Origin of the sequence: Anaeromicropila herbilytica, assembly GCF_016591975.1 — a bacterium.
Taxonomy (GTDB): domain Bacteria; phylum Bacillota; class Clostridia; order Lachnospirales; family Lachnospiraceae; genus Anaeromicropila; species Anaeromicropila herbilytica.
Map to the genome: position 1 here is coordinate 416,863 of NZ_AP024169.1, position 23,830 is coordinate 440,692.

24 protein-coding genes are annotated in these 23,830 nt (G+C 33.4%); 23 read left to right on the forward strand and 1 reads right to left on the reverse strand.

What is annotated here, in order from left to right; genetic code table 11:
• Nucleotides 1–11 precede the first annotated feature (11 nt).
• The 20 genes from bsdtb5_RS01705 to bsdtb5_RS01800 all read left to right on the forward strand — a co-directional run bounded on the left by bsdtb5_RS01705 (nucleotide 12) and on the right by bsdtb5_RS01800 (nucleotide 18,053).
• Nucleotides 12–440: a lasso peptide biosynthesis B2 protein gene (locus bsdtb5_RS01705; protein WP_271714326.1), complete on the forward strand. Its 429-nt coding sequence runs from the start codon at nucleotides 12–14 to the stop codon at nucleotides 438–440.
• Nucleotides 441–820: 380 nt separating this feature from the next.
• Nucleotides 821–2,749, forward strand: coding sequence for an asparagine synthase-related protein (locus bsdtb5_RS01710; RefSeq protein WP_271714327.1), 1,929 nt, complete (start codon nucleotides 821–823; stop codon nucleotides 2,747–2,749).
• 65 nt (nucleotides 2,750–2,814) lie between these two features.
• Nucleotides 2,815–2,982 (forward strand): hypothetical protein, encoded by a 168-nt coding sequence (locus tag bsdtb5_RS01715; RefSeq protein WP_271714328.1) that lies wholly within the window; start codon nucleotides 2,815–2,817, stop codon nucleotides 2,980–2,982.
• Nucleotides 2,983–3,253: 271 nt separating this feature from the next.
• On the forward strand, nucleotides 3,254–4,186 hold the full coding sequence (locus tag bsdtb5_RS01720; RefSeq protein ID WP_271714329.1) for a phosphoenolpyruvate carboxykinase (ATP): 933 nt from the start codon (nucleotides 3,254–3,256) through the stop codon (nucleotides 4,184–4,186).
• A complete protein-coding gene (locus bsdtb5_RS01725) occupies nucleotides 4,176–5,876 on the forward strand; it encodes an ABC transporter ATP-binding protein (RefSeq protein WP_271714330.1) in 1,701 nt (566 codons plus the stop codon). Before bsdtb5_RS01720 ends, bsdtb5_RS01725 begins: the two co-directional genes overlap by 11 nt.
• 75 nt (nucleotides 5,877–5,951) lie before the next feature.
• Nucleotides 5,952–6,746 (forward strand): CPBP family intramembrane glutamic endopeptidase, encoded by a 795-nt coding sequence (locus bsdtb5_RS01730; protein WP_271714331.1) that lies wholly within the window; start codon nucleotides 5,952–5,954, stop codon nucleotides 6,744–6,746.
• Nucleotides 6,747–6,976: 230 nt separating this feature from the next.
• Complete coding sequence (locus bsdtb5_RS01735) at nucleotides 6,977–7,912, forward strand: adenosine deaminase (protein WP_271714332.1); 936 nt, start codon at nucleotides 6,977–6,979, stop codon at nucleotides 7,910–7,912.
• Between the two features lie 23 nt (nucleotides 7,913–7,935).
• Nucleotides 7,936–8,673, forward strand: coding sequence for a class I SAM-dependent methyltransferase (locus bsdtb5_RS01740; protein WP_271714333.1), 738 nt, complete (start codon nucleotides 7,936–7,938; stop codon nucleotides 8,671–8,673).
• 50 nt (nucleotides 8,674–8,723) lie between these two features.
• A complete protein-coding gene (locus bsdtb5_RS01745; protein WP_271714334.1) occupies nucleotides 8,724–9,254 on the forward strand; it encodes a phosphotransferase-like protein in 531 nt (176 codons plus the stop codon).
• A 41-nt stretch (nucleotides 9,255–9,295) separates the two neighbouring features.
• On the forward strand, nucleotides 9,296–9,907 hold the full coding sequence (locus tag bsdtb5_RS01750) for a uracil-DNA glycosylase family protein (protein WP_271714335.1): 612 nt from the start codon (nucleotides 9,296–9,298) through the stop codon (nucleotides 9,905–9,907).
• Nucleotides 9,908–10,004: 97 nt separating this feature from the next.
• Nucleotides 10,005–10,547, forward strand: a complete 543-nt coding sequence (locus bsdtb5_RS01755) for a GNAT family N-acetyltransferase (protein WP_271714336.1) — start codon at nucleotides 10,005–10,007, stop codon at nucleotides 10,545–10,547.
• Nucleotides 10,548–10,865: 318 nt separating this feature from the next.
• A complete protein-coding gene (locus bsdtb5_RS01760; RefSeq protein WP_271714337.1) occupies nucleotides 10,866–11,177 on the forward strand; it encodes a hypothetical protein in 312 nt (103 codons plus the stop codon).
• Nucleotides 11,178–11,445: 268 nt separating this feature from the next.
• Nucleotides 11,446–12,000, forward strand: a complete 555-nt coding sequence (locus bsdtb5_RS01765) for a hypothetical protein (protein WP_271714338.1) — start codon at nucleotides 11,446–11,448, stop codon at nucleotides 11,998–12,000.
• Nucleotides 12,001–12,136: 136 nt separating this feature from the next.
• Nucleotides 12,137–12,679, forward strand: coding sequence for a hypothetical protein (locus bsdtb5_RS01770; RefSeq protein ID WP_271714339.1), 543 nt, complete (start codon nucleotides 12,137–12,139; stop codon nucleotides 12,677–12,679).
• Nucleotides 12,680–12,872: 193 nt separating this feature from the next.
• A complete protein-coding gene (locus bsdtb5_RS01775) occupies nucleotides 12,873–13,130 on the forward strand; it encodes a CD3324 family protein (protein ID WP_271714340.1) in 258 nt (85 codons plus the stop codon).
• A 222-nt stretch (nucleotides 13,131–13,352) separates the two neighbouring features.
• Nucleotides 13,353–14,330: an N-acetyltransferase gene (locus bsdtb5_RS01780; protein WP_271714341.1), complete on the forward strand. Its 978-nt coding sequence runs from the start codon at nucleotides 13,353–13,355 to the stop codon at nucleotides 14,328–14,330.
• A 318-nt stretch (nucleotides 14,331–14,648) separates the two neighbouring features.
• A complete protein-coding gene (locus bsdtb5_RS01785; protein WP_271714342.1) occupies nucleotides 14,649–15,326 on the forward strand; it encodes a class I SAM-dependent methyltransferase in 678 nt (225 codons plus the stop codon).
• A 118-nt stretch (nucleotides 15,327–15,444) separates the two neighbouring features.
• Nucleotides 15,445–16,290, forward strand: coding sequence for an AraC family transcriptional regulator (locus bsdtb5_RS01790; RefSeq protein WP_271714343.1), 846 nt, complete (start codon nucleotides 15,445–15,447; stop codon nucleotides 16,288–16,290).
• 83 nt (nucleotides 16,291–16,373) lie between these two features.
• A complete protein-coding gene (locus tag bsdtb5_RS01795; RefSeq protein WP_271714344.1) occupies nucleotides 16,374–16,877 on the forward strand; it encodes a GNAT family N-acetyltransferase in 504 nt (167 codons plus the stop codon).
• A 150-nt stretch (nucleotides 16,878–17,027) separates the two neighbouring features.
• Nucleotides 17,028–18,053, forward strand: a complete 1,026-nt coding sequence (locus bsdtb5_RS01800) for a DUF4932 domain-containing protein (RefSeq protein ID WP_271714345.1) — start codon at nucleotides 17,028–17,030, stop codon at nucleotides 18,051–18,053.
• Nucleotides 18,054–18,314: 261 nt separating this feature from the next.
• Here the strand turns inward: bsdtb5_RS01800 and bsdtb5_RS01805 are convergent, their stop codons facing one another.
• Nucleotides 18,315–18,731, reverse strand: coding sequence for a (2Fe-2S)-binding protein (locus tag bsdtb5_RS01805; RefSeq protein ID WP_271714346.1), 417 nt, complete (start codon nucleotides 18,729–18,731; stop codon nucleotides 18,315–18,317).
• 374 nt (nucleotides 18,732–19,105) lie between these two features.
• On the opposite strand from bsdtb5_RS01805, the gene bsdtb5_RS01810 reads away from it, so the two are divergent.
• From bsdtb5_RS01810 to bsdtb5_RS01820, 3 genes are all read left to right on the forward strand, one after another.
• Entirely contained in the window at nucleotides 19,106–21,712 is a 2,607-nt protein-coding gene (locus bsdtb5_RS01810; RefSeq protein WP_271714347.1) for a RyR domain-containing protein, read from the forward strand.
• Nucleotides 21,713–22,192: 480 nt separating this feature from the next.
• Entirely contained in the window at nucleotides 22,193–23,206 is a 1,014-nt protein-coding gene (locus tag bsdtb5_RS01815; RefSeq protein ID WP_271714348.1) for a serine hydrolase domain-containing protein, read from the forward strand.
• Nucleotides 23,207–23,249: 43 nt separating this feature from the next.
• Complete coding sequence (locus tag bsdtb5_RS01820) at nucleotides 23,250–23,819, forward strand: HD domain-containing protein (RefSeq protein ID WP_271714349.1); 570 nt, start codon at nucleotides 23,250–23,252, stop codon at nucleotides 23,817–23,819.
• Nucleotides 23,820–23,830 lie beyond the last annotated feature (11 nt).

The following is a 23,830-nucleotide window of genomic DNA, read 5'->3' on the forward strand; positions in this document are numbered from 1 at the left end:
AGAGATAGTTTATGATACAGGTATTGGATTATATTAAATTTAATAATAAAAAGTGGTTGACTATTGAGGTATGGTTTTGGGCGGCTATTTTTCGATTATTAATTCTATTCGTTCCAGTAAAATATATGAAAAAGTATTACGGAATATTTGGAGAGGAATCCCCATATAATGAAAGCATAGAAAATTATGGTAAGGCAAAAATAATAGCCTATCATGTAAACCGAATTGCAGAACATACACCATGGGAAAGCAGATGTCTAGTTCGTGCACTAACTGCTCAAAGACTGTTGACTAATAAAAGAATTACATCCACGTTATATCTTGGCGTAAGAAAAGAAGAAGATAATATGGTGGCTCATGCTTGGATTAGAACTGGTGAATATTATGCAACGGGCGGGAACGGAGACGGTTATGTGGTGGTTGCTAAATTTAGAAAATAAGATGCAAAGGTAATAACTGGTTAGGATGTCAAAAGTCTTATTTTAGTTTACTGAGTGTATATCGCTGAATAATTATCAACTTTGGCTACCTTTCCCTCAAGCATCATATTTTTTACAAGCCTCAGAACTAGCGAAAATACTCACTCACGTTCCTATTTTCACTATGAGTCTTGACAAAATATAAACGATACATTCGGCCGGACTACGCCAAAATTAATAATTATTCATCAATATACACAATTTAAGTTGAGTAAGACTTTTGACATCCTAACCATTATATAATTGTGAAGGCAGAGATAATAGGACTTAAACTAAGATATACGATTTGGATTATAAATAATAGATTTTCATAACATAATTGGAGAAAGGAGGAAACTTATATGAGCACATTATGCGGAATGATTAGAACAAGTAATAGAGAACTGCCGATTGATATTTTTGATTCTATGTTGAATTATCTTGGTAAATATCCAGGTAGTAGAGTTTTCAAATCAGTGAGAAACAATCTATGCTTTGGCAATACAATTCAACCTATCATAACTCAAGATTATCTGGAACAACTACCGAGATATAGCTTGGATAATCAGATGGTAATAATTGCAGATGCCATTATTGATAATCGGGGTGAATTATACCGTGAACTGCAACCTGTCAATAGATCGTTAGAAGAGATTACAAATAGTGAACTTATTCTGGAAGCTTATCTAAAATGGGATAAGGAAGCACCTAAGCATCTGGTTGGAGATTTTGCATTTGCCATATGGAACAATAAAAAAGAAGAATTATATCTATGTAGGGATCATGTTGGGAAAAGAACGTTATATTATACACAGGAAGAGAATCTGATTGCCTTTAGTACATTAATTAATCCTTTGTTGCTTGTTAAAGAGAATATAGAATACTCAGAGGAATGGATTGCCAATTACTTGGCTGTAATGGAATGTTTGAATGAGCTTGATGTAGAACTTACATTTTATGAAGGTATTAAACAGGTTCCACCCGCTACCTATATGATTTTTAAAAAGGATTCTGTTGAAGTTCAGAAGTATTGGAATCCAATGGAGATAAAGCCACTGAAGCTAGATAGTGATGAAGCCTATGAGGAAGCATTTCGGGAAATATTCTATGAAGCAGTTAACTGTAGGATAGTTACAGATGGAGAGGTAGGTATCATGCTAAGCGGTGGATTGGATTCGGGCTCTATAGCATGTGTAGCTGCGAAAGTTCTAGATAAGAATGCGAAGCATCTAAAGGCTTACAGCTCAATACCGAAATCGGATTATATAGATTGGCTACCAAAAGGAGCTGTAGCCAATGAAAGTGTATACATAAACGAATTAGCTAGTCAATATACTAATATAGATGTTACATATTGTGATTCAGACAAACTTAATTCGTATAACCAGATAGAGCGTTTAAGAACAATCCAGGAGTATCCTTATAAATATTCAGGCAATCTTTTTTGGATTGACAGGATTGTTCAGATGGCGAAAGAAGATGGTTGTAAAGTGTTATTGGATGGACAGTCGGGTAATTATACAATTTCTTATGGAGATATAACCAGCCATATCGTCACGTTGATAAAGAAAAAGAAATTTCATAGTGCACGAGAAGAGATTATGCAGTATTCGAAAGTACATGGAAGGCTACCTAAAAGTGTTTTTCGGTATTTTATATTACTTTATATACCGAAACCTATTAAAGTTTTATTTAATAAAGGAAAGGTAAAAAGCGCCAAACTAATAACCCACATCATTAATAAAGACTTAGCTGACAAGTGGGATATTAATAGATATATGAAATTATATGGAATGGGTAAATATTATAACAAGAAGAAGAGCATTAATGAGGTTAGGTCATTTCTCTGTAATAACCTATTATTTTCTCAGGCAGCAGCATCAGAAGTTAGATTATCTATTGAATATGGATTGGTAAGAAGAGATCCTACAAGAGACAAACGGGTCATTGAGTTTAGCATGTCATTACCAGCAGAACAATTTGTAAAGGATGGAATAGAGAGAAGCTTGATTAGGAGAGCTATGAGAGGAATACTACCTGACAAAATACGAATGAATATGATGGAGAGAGGAACCCAAAGTGCCGATTGGATTCAACGATTGCATCAGGATTGGAATAATATACGTGAGGAATTTAGCAAAGCAATATCAGATTACAGAATAAAGTCCTTTGTTGATACCAATGAAATGAAAGCAATGATTTCAAAAATGAATGAGTTGCCTATGGATGATGAATATTACGAGGTGCAAGCTATCATGACAATTATCAATTTATATCGATTTCTTGTATAGTGTGTACTTATTAATATTATATAGTAGTAACATAGTAAAGAGAAAGAAGAAAGGAGAAATGTTATATGAAAACTTGGAATAATCCAGAATTATTAACATTAAATGTTAAATTCACTAGGGAAGGTTCTTTAGGTGGCGATGGAGATGGCGTTCACTATGATGTATTTGGTAGAGATGTAATTGGTACTAGTGGTCCTGCAATTGATGACCCTAACTGGAAGAAAAAACCATAATGTATTGAATGCCTAGACTTAAGGAAGGATGTCAAGCAAGGATGATTATTTTCATCTATTGAGACATCCTTTCCTTTGATATGAAATTAACTACTTAAACTTTCCAGTTTTATATTGATATTTGGTTTGATAGATTCAGGATAACAGTATATAGATCATGGTAAATTACATCATTTAGCGTCTGAATTAATTGAGTTCTCATCAACTGTAAGCTGGGAAGTTTAAGTTGACTATAATATAAGGTTATCTAAAGAGAGGGTAGGACACCAATATGAACAGAAAAAGTTATTCGTATCACATGCTTGGATTGAATATATTGTCTGAAATTGAGTTGATGTGTGCTGTAGGTACTCTAGAGGAATATGATGTAAGAATAATTTATGATACTGTTGATATCGAATGCAATCAATATCAACAGTATAGCAATTACTTTGCTATAAATGATAATGAATTTGTCTGTGATATAAGGGATGTAGCAAAATACAAAATAACAGGGGGAAACCTAATTCAAATAGATCTGTACGATAAAGCGGATATGGAGCTTGTTAAAGTGTACCTACTGGGTACTTGTATGGGTGTTCTTCTCTTGCAAAAAGGGATGATAGCTATCCATGGAAGTACTATTGTAGTTAATAATCAGGCTATCATTATAACAGGTCAATGTGGAGCCGGTAAATCAACCCTATCAACTGCACTTCGTCTGAAAGGATATCCGATTCTTTCTGATGATATTTCACCACTTACAATGGTTGAGTCTGGAAAGGTAATGTCCGTTCCTGCTTTTCCTAATCAGAGAATCTGTCATGATACAGCAATTAAGTTAGGTATCGATACAAGTAAATTGGAAAGAGCGTGTTCAGAGGATTTTAAATATAATCTTGATATAAGTAAGGAGTTTATGAACCATCCAGTTGAACTTTTTGGAATTATACAGATAGTACCTGAGATTATGGAAGATGTAGTACTTACGGAATTAACCAAATATGAAAAGGTTGAGTTAATTAAATCGAATATCTATTGCAATGAATTTTATTCTAGGATGAATTACAGGCCATCTTATTTTAAAAGTATAATTGACCTTGCAAATAATATACATACTTATCGGTTGCTAAGGCCGGAAGGGGAGTTCACAGTAGAAAGACAGATGGAACTAATTATTGATGTAATAGCCAGGTATGGAACGGGAGGCAAACATGAAAATTAGATTAACGAAGGGGACAGGCCTATCAACCATCAAGTGGATACTTCATCATACGAAGAAATATCATAAGTATATCATAATAATTACCATATTTGGAATCGTTACATCTGGTATCGCTATTTTGCGTGCCATGGCGATGAAATGGCTTGTAGATGAGGCAGCACAGGGAAATACAGAGAAGGTTATTACATATTTATCACTATTAGCAGGAATTATACTATTTGATGTAATAATAAAAGCAGTAAACACAACACTTACCGCAAGAGTATCGGTCAGTGTGTCAAGTACCATGCAAAAAGATATATTTGTATCATTAATTAATACTAGATGGATGGATTTCTTGAAGTTACATAGTGGCGATTATCTAACCCGTTTGACAAGCGATGTTGAAGCAGTTAACAATGTAATGGTATCAATAGTTCCCAATACAATAGCACTGGGAGTAGCATTTATTGGGTCTTTTTTAGCTGTGTTATATATTGATATGAATCTTGCTTTTGCAATTCTTGTTATCTTACCAATATTCACATTTATGGCTAAAATATTTTCTAGGAAGTTAAAAATGATATATCAAAAAGGTCAAAAAATAGAATCAAAATACCGTTCCTTTTTAAACGAATCCATACAAAATATGATGGTAATTAAGACATTTTGCCTTGAGAAGATGAAGATACAAACAGTGGATGTTATTTATGAAGAACGGTTAAATAATGCAATTGATAAAACGAACATATCACTGATATCATCTTCTGTAATGACACTTAGCTCCTGGGTAGGCTTCTTTTTAGCACTTTTATGGGGTTCTTTTGGGATTGCCAAGGGGACAGCATCTTTTGGTACACTAATGGCACTGGTACAACTAATTGGTGGAATTCAAGGCCCACTCAGTGGTATCTCCTCATCTTTCCCAAGAGTTATCTATGCAATGGCATCAGCAGAAAGATTAAAGGAGATAGAGGAGTTTAAGAAAGATATAGAAGGAATTACAATGAATACGATGCAGTCGGCGGGTATTGAATTCCATAATGTAAGCTTTTCTTACAGAAGGAATGAACCGGTTATTAAGAATATATCCGTGAAGATTAATCGCGGAGAGACTGTAGCATTAATGGGTCCATCAGGTGAAGGTAAAACTACACTGATTCATCTAATATTATCACTTTTAGTACCTGATCAAGGGAAGATTACCCTTGAAGACGGTATAGAGAGTGTTGAAGTAAATACGAATTCGAGAGGGTCCATATCTTATGTGCCCCAAGGGAATAATATATTTTCAGGAACAATAGCGGATAATCTTCGGTACGGCAAAGAAGATGCAACCGAAGAAGAATTAATTAAGGCTTCCAAAGCAGCAAGTGCTTGGCAATTTATATCTAAATTGGAGAATGGCCTTAATACCGTTATTGGTGAGCGTGGCATAGGTTTATCGGAAGGGCAGGCTCAGCGAATTGCAATTGCCAGGGCTCTTTTGCATCAAGCTCCTGTGTTATTATTGGATGAAGCAACCTCAGCTCTTGATGCACAAACAGAAGTTGCTGTATTAGAATCCATCAAAAGGCTAGAACCTTCGCCTACCTGTATTTTAATTACACATAGAACTTCTGCTTTGAATATTTGCGATAGAATATTATTACTTGAGAATGGAAGATTAAACCGTGTTAATATAAGTGAGGTTATGAAGCCTGTAATATAAAACCTTGTATCACAAAATATGGAACAGGTATATAATAAAGAAGTAGATAAATATAAAGATGGAGCAAATAAAAATATGAAAAAAGAGAAGAAATCTATTATTATTTTTCTAATTGCAACTTTTATACTGAGTAGCGTATGTTACTACATATATATAAAAGGTGGAGAAGCAGCTTCTGGAATAACTGCATTATTGATGTGGTGTCCAGGAGTGGTTGCTATAATTATCAGAAATATATATTATAAGAAAGAAAAAGTGTTAGGATTCAACAGATGCAATATAAGATACATAATATTGGGGATTTTCATACCAATGATATACCTAGGAGGTTCGTACGGAATTTATTGGCTTCTAACTCCAAAAGCTTTTACTAGTAATATCTATAGTAATTCAATTGGATTAATGATATGTGCGGTTTTCTCCAGTGTTCTCACTGCAATGGGAGAGGAAATAGGATGGAGAGGATTCTTGCTTCCCAAAATGGATTTGATTATGAGTCGTAAGAAAGCAATTATACTTTGTGGATTAATCTGGGCTGTATGGCATTATCCGCTTATGATTACTGGACTTTATCAAAGTGGAACTCCACTTTGGTATCAGTTGCCATTATTTACTATAGAAATCATATTAGTAACATCAGTTATGGCATATTTGAGGTTCCAATCTGAGAGTGTATGGCCAGCAATTATTCTTCATGCAAGTCATAATTATATAGATCAGTTGTTATGTGGTCCATTAACAAATTCTAAGAGTAGTCCTTATTTTGCTGGGGAGACAGGATTTGTTACTGTATTTTTTATCTTAATTATCATTATAGTTATATATAATAAACAGTTAAAGAATCAGTCAAACCAATTGAATAATTTTTAGGTCAGATTTATGCGCTACGGGGATTTGTTTGTATTCTGTCTCATGCTTATTTATTTCGTCAGAGGTTTTTTTATAAGGCTTCTGGCGTTTTTTTTCTGGAGTTTTAAGTAGTGAAAATGTGGTATATAACTATTGGTGGAATATGTTGGAAATAACAAGAAGAAATGTTATAATAGGTGAAGTAATGACCAATGACCTGTTCAGAAATCTTAAGTAAGCGAGGTGTGTAAATGATACATGAATTCAAAACATGTCTACAAAATCATAATCTTTTAGAATTAAGTTCTATTCCCAAGAGTGATTTACATAATCATGCTGGGTGTGGGGGGAATGTTAACTATATCGCCTCCCAGACAAATATAAAAATCGCTGAACCTCCAGCTGTATTTGAATCTTTGTATCATATGCATTCATGGTTTACTGATAACATAAAAGTTCATTGTTCTTATTTAAAGCGCCTAGAGGCAGCTTTCGTACAAGCTTATGATGATAATATTCATGTGTTGGCAATGAGTTTCGAGACGGATGAAGCTAATAAAATTGGTGGTATGGATTTAGGATTATTCATACAGACGATGAATACTTTCAAGCAAAGGTTAGCTCCTTCAACGATATTTTTACCTGAGTTAACCTTCAACCGAGCTTGTTGTGATGTTGATAGCGTGTACTATCGACTTGATGAGATATTGTCATATCATTGGTTTAAGTCCGTTGATATTAGTAATGATGAATTTGCCCAACCGATTAGTAATTTTAAAAAGATATACAGAAAAGCAAAAGACTCAGGACTTAGACTGAAAGCGCATGTAGGTGAAGTTGGTACCGCTGATGATGTGATGGAGGCTGTCGAAGAATTAGAGCTTGATGAAGTCAATCATGGAATTGCAGCAGTAACATCACCTTTTATTATAAAATGGTTAGCTGATAACAGGGTTCAATTAAATATTTGCCCCTCAAGTAATGTTATGCTAGGAGTAGTAAAAGGATATGATGTGCACCCTATAAGACAACTGTATGACTATGGAATCCCAGTTACAATTAATACGGATGATTTATTGATATTCAATCAAACCGTTTCACAGGAATACCTAAACCTTTATGATGCTAAATTGATGACAGTTGAAGAATTAGATGATATACGTAAAATAGGACTAAAAATAAAATAAAAATAATATATTGGAGGCGCAAAATGAAACAAGATAGTTCAACAGAATGTTGGAATCAAGTAGGAATGGATTTTATGAATAAGGCACAAACAAATGACTTTCGCATGCATTATATCATGCCATATACTCTAGAAAAATTAGGTGATGTAGATGGAATGCATATATTGGATTTAGGATGCGGTGAGGGTGGTTATTCACGAGAATTAGCAAAAAAGGGTGCAACGGTAACTTCGGTGGATTGCTCAGAGCTATTTGTTCAATATGCGATAGATCAGGCAAAAGCAGAAGGTCTGTCCATCCATACGATATGCTCTAATAGCAATCAACTGGAGGGAATATGTGATAGAAGCTTTGATATCGTCCTTTGTGCAATGATGTTGATGGATATTGAGGATATGGATGGAACGCTGAAAGAAGTTTATCGTGTATTAAAGCCTGGCGGAAAGGTTTTTATATCAATATTACATCCATGCTTTAAAAGTAAGGAAAGTAAATGGGTGCTTGAAGGAGAAAAGATCAAAGTAGTTGTTGAGGATTATTTTAATCCAACAGAGTGGGTTGCAAATATAAAGGGTGTACAAGAACCTGTAATATATAGACATAGAACATTATCGGATTATGTTAAATGCTTTGTTAGAAATCATTTTCATATAGTTGATATGAATGAACCTTTGCCTACGGAGGAACAAATAAGCCATTCTTCACGAATTGGGTGGTTATCAAAAATTCCTATGTATTTATTTATGGAATTGGAAAAATAGAAGAAATCTTCTTACTATATAACAAATTACCTACATGAGGAGGTAGAAAAGTGAAAAGAGGGAAAGTTATTTTTCTAAATGGAGTATCGAGTTCTGGTAAAACAACATTGGCATGGAAAATACAAGATTTAGCCAAGGAACCCTATTATCAAATCTCTCAAGATATGTTTTGTGAAATGTGGCCAGGAGAATTCTGGAATGCTATGCCAGAAAAGATTTTTAATCATACAATGTCTTTAATGTATCATACAGTGCGCATGTTTGTAGACAAGGGTGAGAATGTTGTACTAGACCATGTATTGCTTTGTGATGAAAAACTAAAATCTGATAATGGTGAAGCTACTTTGCAGGAATTTAAAAAAATTATGAAGGATGTAGAAGTATTATATGTTAAAGTAGAGTGCCCAGTTGAGGAGCTACAAAGAAGAGAAAAATTGCGAGAAAATCGTGAAGTTGGATTAGCAGAAAGTCAGATTGTATTATTAAATCCACAGATTGATTATGATATTATAGTAAATACATATAGCGAAAATACAGAAGTCAGTGCAAAAAGAATTCTAGAGCTAATTGAAGCGGAATAGGTATTAAGATTTTACTTAAAAGCATAGAGGAGTGATGACATATGATTATTAATGCTAGAGATTATTTATTATCTATCATGAAGGAAAAGAATATTTCAACGGATCGTATTCAACTGCCAAATATCGAATTGGATACTGATAATATTAAAGTACTAATGATAAATGAAGTTCCTCCAGAAAATCCAAACGATTATTTCTACAGTCAAAGTGAGCATCCAAGTTACATGGATACTACTCTTTGGCTATTTCATAATGCAGGTGTTACTGTCAGTAATATAAGCGATATTGTAAAAATGGGTATTTACATTACTACGGCAGTTAAATCACCAAAGAACGGATACAATGTTGAAACTGATATTATTATAGAGCATCTATCAGTTTTAGAAGAAGAAATAAATATGTTTCCAAACTTAAAGGTTGTTATGCTTATGGGTGATGTTGCGAAAAAAGCTTATAACATGATTGCTAAAAAGAACACAAAAAGAAATTGTATACCAACCGGTTCAACTTATAAGATACGCGCAAATGAATATTATTATGGCAATGTACGTGTATTTCCTTCCTATATTATGACTGGAGGAAATCTTTTGATAGAAAAGTCAAAGTGCTCCATGATATCAGACGATATTAAGTGTATGATAAAACTGATATAGATGAGGGAGAGAATAACTTGTGAATCGCTCATGTTAACATGGATACAGTAACAAACGTAAAATTTTAATAAAATAAATATAATAGGTGGGTGAGGCTTTGATTATTATACGAGAATTATTGGACAAAGATATGCTACAAGCAATTCAACTTAAGGCACTTTGTTGGCCAGAAGAATTGGCAGGAATGTCAGAACATAAATTAGATATAGATAAAGAATATTCTTTTTGGATCAATTGGATGCATAGTGGAATTGAAAATAATGATGTAAGGACTTTGCTTGGTGCATTTGAGAATGACAAAATGCTTGGAGTGGCTTTTGCAAGTTTTTCAGAAAAAGAAGATTCACAATGTGGAATTGAATTGAATGGATTATGGGTTTATCCTGAGATGAGGGGGAGAGGAATATCGTTAATGTTAATGTCAAAGCTTTTGAACTATTATGAAAATTTAGGTTTAAAAGAAATTGTTATTTATAATTATCATCATTCCTCATCCAACTCATTTTACAGAAAATTTGGAGCAAGGGTGTTTAAAACGGAGTTTCAAATGGATTCAAAGATTCCAACTGATGTTTTTAAATGTAATATAGTTTCAATGAAAGAATATATCAATAGGAGTTTATCTAAATATTGCTGGTAGTTGAAAATGATGACAGGATTTAAAAATGGGCTTAGGTTTGAAGGGTATATAGGTGAATCAACAGGAGAAATTACAAACTTTTATCCAGTGATAGAATAGGAGTATGAAAAAATGTTAGAACATGAACTATATGTCGATAAAAATAACTAAACCTATTCCAGAGGATATATTCGATAAAAACTTCAATGTGTCTTAAAAGAAAAAGATGTATTAACTAAGGTAGGAATAATAATTCAAAGCCAAACAGGACTTAGAATTAATGAAGTATTATCTATCCAGCAAGGTTGTGTTCACATGACGAGCGATGGATATGACTATATGGAAGTTACACTTAGTAAAATAGAAAAAGGTGAACCTATAACCCATAAGGTTTTTATTAATGAATTAGTTAAAAATGTAGTTTTAGAACTTGAAGAATACACTAAGGATTTAAGAGAAGAAAGTAGGTTAAAAGAATTATTCATAATTAAAAATCATGGAATAAGAGTTTTGAATACTGAAAAATGCACTTCGAAAAGACTTCCTAACTTCAATGAAAGGTGGGATATAAGAGATAACAAAGGCAACTTATATCCGTTGAAATCTCACCAATTTAGAGCAAAAAAGAGCATTAGATGTTCAAAAGTTTAAATATAAGTATTTAAAACCGTTAGTAGATAGTTTGGAGGTGCAAATGAATGGTAAAGATGATAAGATAAAGCAATTATTCGAAGAAATTAAGAAACTTAAAGAAGATAAAGAAAAACTAATTATCCAAATTAGTTGATATGGAAGAACTCAAAGACGAAAATAAAAGGTTAAGAGAAAGTTTAGATAAAATAAAAAGTATCAAGTAAGTCCCAATCGTAAAATATGACGACCTAAACACTTTTTATATAATCCAATGGAAGGAGAAAAAATGGACGATAGAATAAAATTTATATTATCCTCATTATGTGCTATAATGTTTGCAATTTTTCTATATATTCTTTTACATGAATTTGGGCATACGCTTGTTGCAATTGCTTGTGGAGCGGAAATTACTGATTTCAGTATTATGAAGGCTAAAATGTCATATTTTGGAGGGAATTTTAATCAAATTATGAAGTCCTTATTAAATGTGGCAGGAATGCTTTTTCCAGTATTAGTTTGTTTAATGTTTACCTTGTTCTTCAACCGTAACAGAAAGAATATATTTTACATATATTTTTTTACAATGTTTTTTTTAAATACCACCGCTTCAATCTTAGCATGGGTAATAATTCCGATTATAAGTATGTTTTCTACCCCACCCGCAGGCGATGATGTTACAAAGTTTTTGATTAATTCCCAGTGGAATCAGCTTATAGTTGTATTAAGTGCTGCACTTTTAATTGTTATGATGGTAATAACTGCTTTATATAAAGGATTATTTAAATCATTTTTGGATTTACTAAATAAAATATCAAAACAAGAAAAAAATCATTCTATTTAGTACGCAATTTTCTTATATGGCGAATTATAAACAAAGTTGTTATCATGTTATACACAACAAATAGTGTAAAAAGAAAAGAGGTGAGTTTTAGTGAGGGTTTAGTGCTTGTTATACGCTCTCTCACTAAAGATAAAGTATGTATAAGGAAAGAATTGATATTTTAAAATTGAATGGAGTAGAATTTGCTGAGGGTTTATCTGAGCAAGAAATTATTGAAATAAAGCAAGAATACAATATTGATTTTCCGAAAGAACTGCAAGAATTATACTCTACTGCATTGCCAGTATCAAAAGGTTTCTATAACTGGAGAGATTTAAGACCTGCAAATGTTCAATACATAAAAGATGTTATGAAGATACCATTCAATGATATATATGAATTGGCAGATGAGGTTTATTGGTGTGACGAATGGGGAGAGGAACCAAACGAGAGTGAACGAGTTGAAGTTGTTAGAACGATGTTAAAAAAAGCTCCAGCATTAATTCCTATTTATTCACACAGATATATTCCATCAATAAACTTAGAACCAACTCCTGTATTTTCTATACATGATACTGATGTAATCTATTATAGTGAAAATATAGAATCATATTTTGAAACAGAATTTGGAATTAAAGACCATAGTGATATAAGTTATGATATAATTAAACACGTACCATTTTGGAGTGACCTTTTATAATAACAATTATCAAGTAAATAATTATCTGGAGGTGAGCATTATAAAAACATTTTTAAGAAAACATCACAACAAAGCTTTATCCCATGCAGAATAACGATAATGTAATCTATTTCTGTATGGGTAAATAGGTATTACATTATCTGCTTATTCTGCCTTTATTTTGATATTAAAAATAAGGAGCGGATCGATAATTATGAAATATATAAATGCAGCAGATGTATTACCAGAAGAATTATTAAAGCAAGTTCAAGCATATGTAAAAGGAGATTTACTTTATGTTCCCAACGACAATGAGCAAAAAAGATGGGGAGAAAAGAGTGGTTCTCGTACATACTACATAAAAAGAAACATTGAAATGAAAAAGAGGTACAAAGATGGAACATCCATTTCTGAAATATCAGATTCATATGGATTGGCATTTGATACTGTTAAGAAAATTCTTTATAGTTAAATGAAAAGCAGGACTCTTTGAACTGACCTACATAAGTTAGACCTAAAATCAAACTTATGTGAGGTCAGTTTTTTATGTCAAGAATACGTATAGTTATTTATGACATTTATACAAAGCAGATATATGATACGATTAATTATGTGCAGAGAACCTTTGCGTTAGCATATAAAACATATATTAAGCGCCGTTAAAAAATCAAAAATGAAGGAAAGGAAGATACATATGCGTTATGAATTTAGCTTTTATAAAGATACGGATTTTGATGAAATAGAACAGCTTGTCCTTTTATCCTATCAATGGGAATACCCAATCTGGGGACTGAGCAGGCATGAATTTGTAAGAGGTCTACATCCAGCATATACTGGGCATCATCATGCATGGTGTCATACCGTTGGTGTATATAAGGAAAATGGCAAAGTAGTAGCCTGTGTCATCAATGAGGGTAATTACGACGGAGAAGTTTTTTTCTTGTATGACTCGAAAGAACGTGGAGAAGATAGAGAGCTTCTAAGAGAAATGATAAAGTATGCGAAGACATATGTGGCTGGTGTGAAAGAAGACAGAAGAACGAAGTCTTTGGACTTATTTGTACCTACATGGAATACTACATTAAAGGATATGGTTCTACAGTCTGGATTTCATGAAATGGAATGGGCGCAGGAATTATATATTCTACCATTTGATAAAAAGCCATTTGAAGTAAAGCTCCCTGATGGCTATACTTTTGCAGACGGCAATACAGTTCCAGATTTTTACCTTTCAAATACTCATCGATTATCTTTTAGCTACGGTGGAGATTGTCATGCCTGTGAGCATGGAGAACAGGCATTCCATGATCTAAGACAGATGAAACATTATAATAAAAATCTGGACATATGTGTTCTTGATGAACAAAAGAGACCAGTAGCAATGGCTATCATATGGTACGATGAAAGCATGCCTTATTGTGAACTGGAACCACTAGGTGTCGTATGGTGGGAGAGAAGAAAAGGAATTGCGACTGCAATACTACATGAAGCGGCTAATCGAGTTCAGTCTATGTATCCTCAGTGTAAGGGAATGTTAGGTGGGGATCAGACCTTCTATCAGAAAATTGGGTATGAGAAGAAGGCGTTTATTTCACAGTACCACTGGGAACTAGAAGTGTTTATTTCTTGGGATAAGGAATCTTATGATAAAGACTATGCGAAAGAAGTATAGGTAATTCAAAAGAAGCAGGAAAGCTAGCGAAATCAAGCTTTCCTGCTTTTTAAAATTATATTAATACGTTTTTGATTATAGGAAACTGGTAAGTTAGAAACGAGGTTTATTTTAAATTGTGTACGCAGATCCTAAGAGCAATGTACAAAGAACCTTTATTATAACAGGCTATTCCAATCACAAAGGTGTTAATATATTTTATAAAATTGACTTACTTTATTTGGGAATGTATAATTGATTAAATAGTTTCATAGTAAAATAAGAATGATTTGTAAGTACTAACTAGAGATATGATATTGCTAGTAGGAGGAAGGAAAAATGAACATCGATAATTTTACTGGTAAAGCAGAAGCCTATGCCAAAGGACGTCCAGGCTACCCTAAGGCTGCCATAGAAACAATCGTCGGACTTGCACCATCAGATGCGGTATTCGCAGACATTGGTGCGGGGACGGGGAAGTTCACAGAGAAGCTAGCCGAATATGGCTACTCTGTATTTGCCGTTGAGCCAAATGGGGATATGCGAGAGCAGCTTGCCGTTACGCTTTCCCCTTTTACAAATGTGAAGATTATGGATGGCACCGCGGAATCAACAACAATTCCTGATCACAGCGTTGATATTATCACTGTGGCACATGCATTGCATTGGTTTCATCTGGAGGAGTTCCGTACAGAATGTCGTCGCATTGTGAAGCATGGTGGATGGATCATTGCAATTTATAATCATGACCCTGGTAAAGAGCTAACAGATTTCTGTAAACAGACCGTAGATGCATTCTTTACCAATCCTACCACTTGGACATTTCCTAACCCAATAGAATATACGAGAGATAACTGGATCGCTTACATAGCATCTCAGGATGACAGTCCATTGCCTACTGATTCGGGATATGATGCACATATTACTGCATTAAATGCAGCATTTAACCGTGATAGCGTGGAGGGGCTGTTACACTACGATAAGGTGACAAAGGTATATTGCGAAAGGGTAGAATAAGAAATAATAACTAAACTGAGTTAGTATATATCAAAAAGACCTCTCATAAGACAATGACAGATGAGAGGATTATGGGTTTTACTCCTGATATACTTGTGAATGAAAGGAGATGTGATTTTTGGATTGGAATATACGATTGAATAGAGCACTAGATTACATTGAAGAGAACCTATGTAATGAGATTGATTTTGACTATGCAGCTAGATTAGCATTTTGTTCGCGAAATGATTTATCAAATATGTTTTTTCTTATCACAGGTATACAGTTAAGCGAATACATCAGGCGCCGACGTCTTTCGCTTGCAGCACTTGATTTACAAAACAGTGATGAAAAAATTATTGATATATCTATGAAGTATGGTTATTCCTCGCCAACTGCATTTAATAGAGCATTTCAAATTCAACATAAAGTATCTCCTCAATATGCAAGAAGTCGTAAGATCTTTTTAAACTCCTATCCACGCATCACTTTCCAAATAATATTGAATGGAGAGAATAAAATGAAGTGTAGAATTGAGAAAAAAGAGGCTTTTAAAGTTGTTGGAGTAAAGAAAACATTTAGAAATGATGCAGTAGAAAATCTAGTACCACTTTTCTGGCGTGATTTACCACAGGAAACCTATGAAAAGATTATTAGCCAATCCAATGGTGAACCAAAAGGTCTGTTAGGTTTGTGTGCTGACTTTGATGCTGAACATACCTTTGATTATTACATTGCAGCTTCAACTAAAAACTCTGATGTTCAAGATCTGGAACAAATTGATATTCCAGAAGCAACATGGGCAATATTTGAAGCAGAAGGGGAGCTAATGGAGTTAGTGAATCGTATATGGAAGGAATGGTTCCCATCTTCTGGATACAGAAGAGCCGATAATTCTATTCCTGATGTTGAAGTTTATTTTGATTATGACTTTCCGAAAGAACACTATACGTATGAACTATGGTACCCTGTTATAAAGGAATAGGATAAATCCCTTGATATTCAAGGGATTTATCCTATTCATGTAAATATATAATTAAGGAAATTTGCATTTTGAGGAGGAGATTTATGTTAGTTGAAACAGAACGATTAGTAATTACAAAATTAACAATAGATATGTGCGAGGCATTTCAAAGAAATTCTGTAGACGATGAAAATAGACGTTTTGTACCAGATGAAGTATTTGAGACATTAGAAGATGCACGTAGAACGATGGAATGGTTAATGAAGTCATATCAATGTGAAAAAGGCCCTTTTCTATATCCTATACTTTTAAAAGATAAAACGAATATTGGATATGTGCAAGCATGCGCAATTGAAGAAGGATGGGAATTAGGATACCATATAGCAAAAGAATATACTGGACATGGATATGCAACCGAAGCGGTTCGTGCGTTTTTACCTGTTATTATGAAGCAATTGAAAACTAATATAATCTATGGAATTGTGTTGGAAGAAAATATAGCTTCTCATAAGGTGTTGGAAAAGTGCAATTTTAAACTGGATTATATCGGAATGGGAAAATACCAAGGAGTGGATCGAGCATTGCGACGTTATATTTTTAATTCATAACTTCCGAGTCGAGTGTTATATACTTATTTGTTTGATAAATTATTGTAGAATTGATATTAAATTTTTTTAGGTGGGGGTCATAAGCTACCCACCTTTCCTAACTGTGTTACATGTAAGATTTATGGTGTGTTGTATTGGGGGAGTAAGAAAATGAGTAATATTATTGTTGAGGTTAATCCTCAAATTGAATTAATGAACAGTATTTTATATACAAGTAACCACGGTGATTTAATACACAATTCAATGGGATTTAACCCGATGACTGATATTGAAACAAACTATACTAGAACTATAAAAGAATATTTTCATCCATATAGAGAAAGAGAAATCTATTCTTTTATTGAAAATCTAACTTTAAAAGGGTTTTTCCTTGGTAGACCAATGGAATTAATGTGCTCCGTTGATGAGCCTCCCTTGTTAAAGCACAATTATGATATATCACAACTTTGTAGACAGTTATGTGGAGGAGAAGAAAGCATAAATCTTTTGCTAAATTTATTACGGAAGTTTTCAAAAGAGATTGATTATATGAAATTTTTTGAGATTGCAAAAAGTTACTATAGTGATCAGGTTGCAGCAGTGCAAAAGCATATTAATAAATACCCATTTGTATTAATTATGGAAGAGTTCTTCGGAAAGAAACAACATTCATACCATTACATCCTTACTAATTTATCTAAAGGAAGTTTCGGAATACATTTTAAGAACAGAAATAAATTAGATATGTTTAGTGTTATGTCTCTATTCACTGTTTCTGATAATGAGGAGGAAAATGAGTTCTACAGAGGGGCTTTATCTACAAATGTAACAATTCATGAGTTTGCACATCCAATTATTAATCCGCTGACAGAAAAAAATATTGAACTAGTAAAGAAATATAGTGAAGGATATGAATGGCTGAAACAATATAAACAGCCTAATTTTCAATCAGGTTACGGTGATTGGGATGAATGTGTAAATGAGTATATTGTACGTGCAGTAGCTATTTATCTTGCTAAGAAATTAGGTGAAAAAGAGTACGGTAACAAGCATTTAAAATATGATATGAAAATGGGATATCGATATTTACCTGCGCTGCTTGATAAGTTTCAGTATTATGAAAAACATAGAGATATATATAAAATGATTGATGATTTTTATTCAGAATTAGTTGAAGTATTTGCCGAAAGGGTATAATGCACTATTGGGATTTTGTTTTAAAGAGTATTAGAGAATCTTAATGAAGCAGAAATCCTTCTGATTATGTTTGAAGGATTCCTTCTTCATTTAGAATCTCTTATACTTCTTTATCCAAAATCCTAACACGTATATATTATACAGTAATATTCATTAAGAAACTAAAATATGGCATTTATTCAGTGCCCTCAAAAGGATCAAGGGGGATAATTTATCGTTAAGCATATGGTTTTATGGTATTAGTGAAATCTATTTCGATTCTTAGTTCTTTAATAACTGTGCAACTAAAGGTCTATTTGCTTCCACACATTGTCCACATCCTGTACCAACTTTAGTTATAGATTGAACTTCCTCAAATGATTTTGCACCATTTTTGATGGCATTCACCATATCATTAACAGTAACATTGAGGCAACCGCACACAACTTGGTTTTGATCAATTTTATTCTTTAAGATAATATTATCTACTAATATTTTTACACTATCAGTACATCTACCACATCCGGTACTAACTTTTGTAACAGCTTGTACTTCTTCAAATGAATTTGCACCATTTTTTACTGCAGAAATTAGATCTTGTTCAGTAACTTTCATACAACGACAGACTACCTGGCTACTATTTTGATTATAATTTTTATTTTTTGACTTAAAAAATTTTGATATTAGTGTATTAAACATTTCTATAATTCCTTCCTGTTGTTTCGATATTATTATTATTCAGTATTTACATTATTTAAAACTATATTTATACAAACTTGTATATTACTAATTAGTAATATACAACCAAAATATTAGGTGTATAATCTCTATACACCTGATATTTAATAAAACAATTTATATTTAATCCTTATTCACTTAACTTACCATAAGATACTTTTCTTCACTCATTGACTTAGTATATTACTAGTTAGTAATATTGTCAAAGACCAATATTTACCACCGTATTACGTTTCGATTCTACTGTATTTCTTATTAAATAACGCACATACTAATCAACAATTATACGTTATTCATTAAAAATAATATTATCAATTAGGAAGTAGGAAATAACTATGCAGAATATAAATAGAAAAATAGTAGTCACAGGTGATATTAGTATTAATCATCTTCTATGGAGAACTCCTCAGAAAAGTATAAATGGACTAAGCTGGCAGAACTATTCTCATGCACATAGTATCACCTTGCAAGGAGGTGCTTTACTATTATCAAAATTTGTGATCATGTCGACAGAGGCAACCGTGCTTACCCCCAAGATGCAGGAAATAGATTCTCTGAATAAGGAGATCCTACATTCCATGATGGAGCTTGAGTTATTTCCTGTTGATGCTAATACTAATAGTAAAAAGACGTATCGAGTAAATCAATTTCTAGGATTTTCAGGTCCATCACATAACAAACCTCTTTTGCTTTCCATTGATATAGATGATACTGACGCAGATTTGGTTATTATTGATGATGAAAATAATGGTTTTAACTCTGAGGAAGAATACTGGCCAGCAGCCATCAAATCTCAGAAGTCACCCGTAATAATTTATAAGACAAACACTGGAAAGTGTTCAAGCCCATTATTAATGTATTTACTAGAAAAGCATTTACAAAACACAATTATAATTATTAATGGAGACGATCTACGTTCAAAAGGTGTTAATATCAGTAAGGGCTTATCCTGGGAAAGAACAGCGTTGGACTTTGTTTGGCAAATTAGTAATAACCCCTCTCTAACGATGCTATCAAAATGCTGTTATCTTATCATCACTTTTGGACTGGAGGGAGCAATCTATTATCAAAATACTGGAGAATTAGCTCGGTCCCGTTTGTTTTTTTTAACTAATAGGTTTGAAGGTGAATTTGTTAATGAGTATAAAGGGAAAATGTATGGCTTAACTTCCTGTTTTGTAGCAGGGCTTGCTCGTGCTGTTGTATCAGAAATAGATCAACCTAATATTCTAAATAGTCTGGATGATGGAATACGGGAGGGAATGGTTGCAGCGCAAAAATACTTTTCTTTAGGATTTGGTGAAAATGTTGATGAAACTCAATTCCCTAACCCAGCCATTTTTCAAGAAGGAAAAAAAGATTTTATTTATAAAGAGCATATTCAAGATGTATTAATAAGAAATTCAGATAATCCAAACTGTCAAGCTTGTTGGTACATTATAAAAGATAAAAGTACAACAAAGCTTTCGGATATTGCCTATGATATTGTAAAGTATGGTGAGAAAAGGGCACTTCGTTTTATTCCTATTGCTCAGTTTGGTAATCTAAAAGCAGTAGACCGAACGGAAATTGAAGGTTATCGCAGTATTAAAAATCTTATGGCAGAATACATCTCAACCTTAAAGGTGAACCGACCTTTATGTATTGCTGTATTCGGAACTCCGGGATCAGGGAAATCTTTTGGTGTCACAGAGGTTGCAGCTAGTATATCACCTGGACAGATAGAAAAAATTAATCTTAATTTATCACAATTTGATTCTGTTACGGATCTGATTGCAGCATTTCATAGGGTTCGAGATCTTTCATTGGAAGGAAAATTACCACTTGTGTTTTTTGATGAGTTCGATTCTTATTTCGAAGGTAAACTTGGATGGCTTAAGTACTTTTTAGCGCCTATGCAGGATGGAGTTTTTCGAGAAGGTGATTCTATTCACCCTATTGGAAAAGCAATATTTGTATTTGCAGGTGGTACAAGCAGTACATTTAAACAGTTTTGTGGCGAAGATATTACCGAAGATAATGAATATAAAAAGTTCTTAAAAGATTTTCAGAACTCAAAAGGGCCGGACTTCGTTAGTAGGTTGCGGGGATATGTTAATATTCTTGGTCCAAATCAAACAGATGAGCACTGGGATCAATTATTTATCATACGCAGAGCCATGCTTTTACGATCGTTGTTGGAACGTAAGACACCACATCTTATTGGTGATAAAGGGGAAGCGCAAATTGATAATGGAGTAATTCGTGCGTTACTGAAAGTTGCCAGATACAAGCATGAAGCAAGATCGATGGAAGCTATTATGGAAATGAGCACGTTAAATAATGCCAAGAGGTGGGAGCAGTCTCACTTACCATCGAAAGAGCAGTTGAAGCTTCATGTAGATGAAGAGGAATTTTTAAGACATTTAATGCAGGATACATTTTATAGTGAAAAAATAGATAAGATTTCAGAGGATCTTCATAACAATCTCAAAGAATTGAATCCTAAGGAAAGCCAATTAAGCTTATCTTGTTTTCGACTTTGGGAGGATCTGGACGAAGATAACAAAAATGAAATACGAGATAAAGCACAGCATATACCTTACGCATTGCACAAAATTGATTATGATGTGATATCTGTCAAAGAAAAGCCAGAGGTTATAGAATTTTCAGAAAGAGAATTATATATTTTAGCAAAGTATGAGCAAAAACGTTGGTCACTTGATATGAAAGAAAAGGGGTGGACATATGGAAGCGCTATTGATGAGCAGAATAAAATCCATCCTTCCTTAGTATCTTGGGATAAGCTACCAGAAGGAACCAAGAATATAATGATTAATGAGATTAGATCTTGGCCGAAGATATTAGCGGATTCGTATTTTAAGATAGAAAAGCTGAAATATCTTTGTTATTGTGAAGTCCATGGATACAACAAAGGAGCAAGAACACTTAATGATATGTAATGCTTTTGGTGGTTTTAACTCACTAGGGTAGTGTATATAAACATTTTCACGCATTGAATTTAGGCCTGCGAGCAAGTCGCAGGCATGGACGATAGTGTGAAATAAAAAACATTTCACACCCTTGATTTATATGTCGCCAAAGGCGACAGATGGGAGCTAGTGTGACAATTTAGAAGTCTTAATACTTTCCATATATAAAGCCCACAAGCTGTTAACTTGTGGGCTTTATTATCAGATCAAGCAATAAACCTTTCATCAGATAGTTTGATTGACTGTATAAAAGATAATTGTTTACTTGCATCAATTATGAATAAAGGGTAAAGGCTATCTTTTTGCTTTTAATATAGTTACGACTTATAGAAAAATGAAGATAAGACAGTTCTACTTGACTGGATTAATATGGAAGAGTTATTATTTGCTTAATGCATTAAATATAGATTTTAAATTTAACCAAGTGTAAGGAGAAAATGGAGGAACAAAATGAGTGATGAAAGAGGGGAACAGTCTTTTTTTACTGAAGATTTAACAGAACATATTAAGAGAATAACTGCAGGCAAAAAAAGCGTATGTGTAACATGTGGTATTATGCATGTTTCTAAGTATGAACTTAAGCTGTGGGGGAGTGAAGGTGAAGAGGAATATAGATCGCATAAATATGAAATAGGTTCAATCACAAAGACCATTACAGGAATCCTTATGAGCGAAGCTGTATTAAGTGGTAAAGCATTAACAACAGATCGATTGAATAAGTGGATTCCAGAATTGGATAATGATAAGTATTGGCCGACCATTGAACATCTTCTTACACATACATCAGGGTTTCCAGCAGATGATGAATCATCATTTGATGAGTATGAGTTAGAGGAAGTTAATTGTTATATAAATATAACGAGAGAGAAACTTATACAGCAAATCAATGGACTTATTTTAGAAAATATAACATACCGTCCTGAATACTCCAATATTGGTTGTGCTACTATAGGCCTAATTCTTGAACGAATCCATGGAAAAAGTTATAAAGAACTTGCATATGATGTACTGAACCGATACGGTATGAGCGAGACTGTAGTATATTCGACGGATGATATTGGTTTGCCTGGGATAGGTAGAGAAGGTCGAACTTGTAGTAATTGGAAATGGCCCGAATCCTGTGCACTTGCCCCTGCAGGTTCCATTATATCAACGCCAGAAGATTTGCTGAAATACGGACAGATTATATTACAACAAGAAGATTCTGCTGTAAGACTTGCATTAACACCAATAAAACAATATAGTCCTAAAGATAAGCAACCAGTGTTGAAGATAGGATATTTCTGGATGAATCTTGAGGATTACAATCTTTACTTTCACAATGGAGGGACAGGCTGTTTTAACACCGCGTTAGCAATTGATATGAAGGCAAAGACAGTTATGATATTCTTATCAAATAGCTATCTTGAGGAAGATGCTAATTTTATTTTGTCTGAATTACTACATTTAAGAGAGAATAATTAATTAAATTTAGGTAAAGTCTGCAGTCTTATAAAGGGAGGAAATTATGTTACCAGATAGGGAGAAAGCATTCATCTTATTAAATGAGGCATATGAAAGAAATCCTGGACCTTGGAAGAATCATTCCATTGTTGTAGCAAAATGTGCATATGCTATTAGTAAACAATGTGAGGATATGGACGAAGAAAAGGCATATATCATTGGACTCTTACATGATATTGGTCGAAGGGAAGGTGTAACGAACCTAGCTCATGTTATTGATGGATATCGTTATTTAATGGCATTTGGATATGATGAAGCCGCTAGAATATGTATCACACATTCTTTCGCAATAAAGGATATTAATACTTGTATTGGCAATATGGATGTCTCTGATATCGATTTGAAGGAAATATGCGACTTGATAGAAAGGTATGAATATGATGATTATGATACATTGATCCAATTATGTGATAGTATAGCTCTACCAGAGGGACCAGTAAAAATAGAAGTCAGAATGAACGATGTAAAGCAAAGATATGGATGTTATCCGTTAAGTAAATGGAATAAACACATAGAATTAAAACACTATTTTGAGAAAAAGTCAGGGTTAGACATTGATTTCTTAGAGATTTAGAAACTGAATAT

Coding starts and splice junctions, on each gene's coding strand:
- bsdtb5_RS01705 (WP_271714326.1), top strand. CDS start 12: ATGATACAGGTATTGGATTATATTAAATTTAATAATAAAAAGTGGTTG.
- bsdtb5_RS01710 (WP_271714327.1), top strand. CDS start 821: ATGAGCACATTATGCGGAATGATTAGAACAAGTAATAGAGAACTGCCG.
- bsdtb5_RS01715 (WP_271714328.1), top strand. CDS start 2,815: ATGAAAACTTGGAATAATCCAGAATTATTAACATTAAATGTTAAATTC.
- bsdtb5_RS01720 (WP_271714329.1), top strand. CDS start 3,254: ATGAACAGAAAAAGTTATTCGTATCACATGCTTGGATTGAATATATTG.
- bsdtb5_RS01725 (WP_271714330.1), top strand. CDS start 4,176: ATGAAAATTAGATTAACGAAGGGGACAGGCCTATCAACCATCAAGTGG.
- bsdtb5_RS01730 (WP_271714331.1), top strand. CDS start 5,952: ATGAAAAAAGAGAAGAAATCTATTATTATTTTTCTAATTGCAACTTTT.
- bsdtb5_RS01735 (WP_271714332.1), top strand. CDS start 6,977: ATGATACATGAATTCAAAACATGTCTACAAAATCATAATCTTTTAGAA.
- bsdtb5_RS01740 (WP_271714333.1), top strand. CDS start 7,936: ATGAAACAAGATAGTTCAACAGAATGTTGGAATCAAGTAGGAATGGAT.
- bsdtb5_RS01750 (WP_271714335.1), top strand. CDS start 9,296: ATGATTATTAATGCTAGAGATTATTTATTATCTATCATGAAGGAAAAG.
- bsdtb5_RS01760 (WP_271714337.1), top strand. CDS start 10,866: ATGGAAGTTACACTTAGTAAAATAGAAAAAGGTGAACCTATAACCCAT.
- bsdtb5_RS01765 (WP_271714338.1), top strand. CDS start 11,446: ATGGACGATAGAATAAAATTTATATTATCCTCATTATGTGCTATAATG.
- bsdtb5_RS01770 (WP_271714339.1), top strand. CDS start 12,137: ATGTATAAGGAAAGAATTGATATTTTAAAATTGAATGGAGTAGAATTT.
- bsdtb5_RS01775 (WP_271714340.1), top strand. CDS start 12,873: ATGAAATATATAAATGCAGCAGATGTATTACCAGAAGAATTATTAAAG.
- bsdtb5_RS01780 (WP_271714341.1), top strand. CDS start 13,353: ATGCGTTATGAATTTAGCTTTTATAAAGATACGGATTTTGATGAAATA.
- bsdtb5_RS01785 (WP_271714342.1), top strand. CDS start 14,649: ATGAACATCGATAATTTTACTGGTAAAGCAGAAGCCTATGCCAAAGGA.
- bsdtb5_RS01795 (WP_271714344.1), top strand. CDS start 16,374: ATGTTAGTTGAAACAGAACGATTAGTAATTACAAAATTAACAATAGAT.
- bsdtb5_RS01800 (WP_271714345.1), top strand. CDS start 17,028: ATGAGTAATATTATTGTTGAGGTTAATCCTCAAATTGAATTAATGAAC.
- bsdtb5_RS01805 (WP_271714346.1), bottom strand. CDS start 18,731: ATGTTTAATACACTAATATCAAAATTTTTTAAGTCAAAAAATAAAAAT.
- bsdtb5_RS01810 (WP_271714347.1), top strand. CDS start 19,106: ATGCAGAATATAAATAGAAAAATAGTAGTCACAGGTGATATTAGTATT.
- bsdtb5_RS01815 (WP_271714348.1), top strand. CDS start 22,193: ATGAGTGATGAAAGAGGGGAACAGTCTTTTTTTACTGAAGATTTAACA.
- bsdtb5_RS01820 (WP_271714349.1), top strand. CDS start 23,250: ATGTTACCAGATAGGGAGAAAGCATTCATCTTATTAAATGAGGCATAT.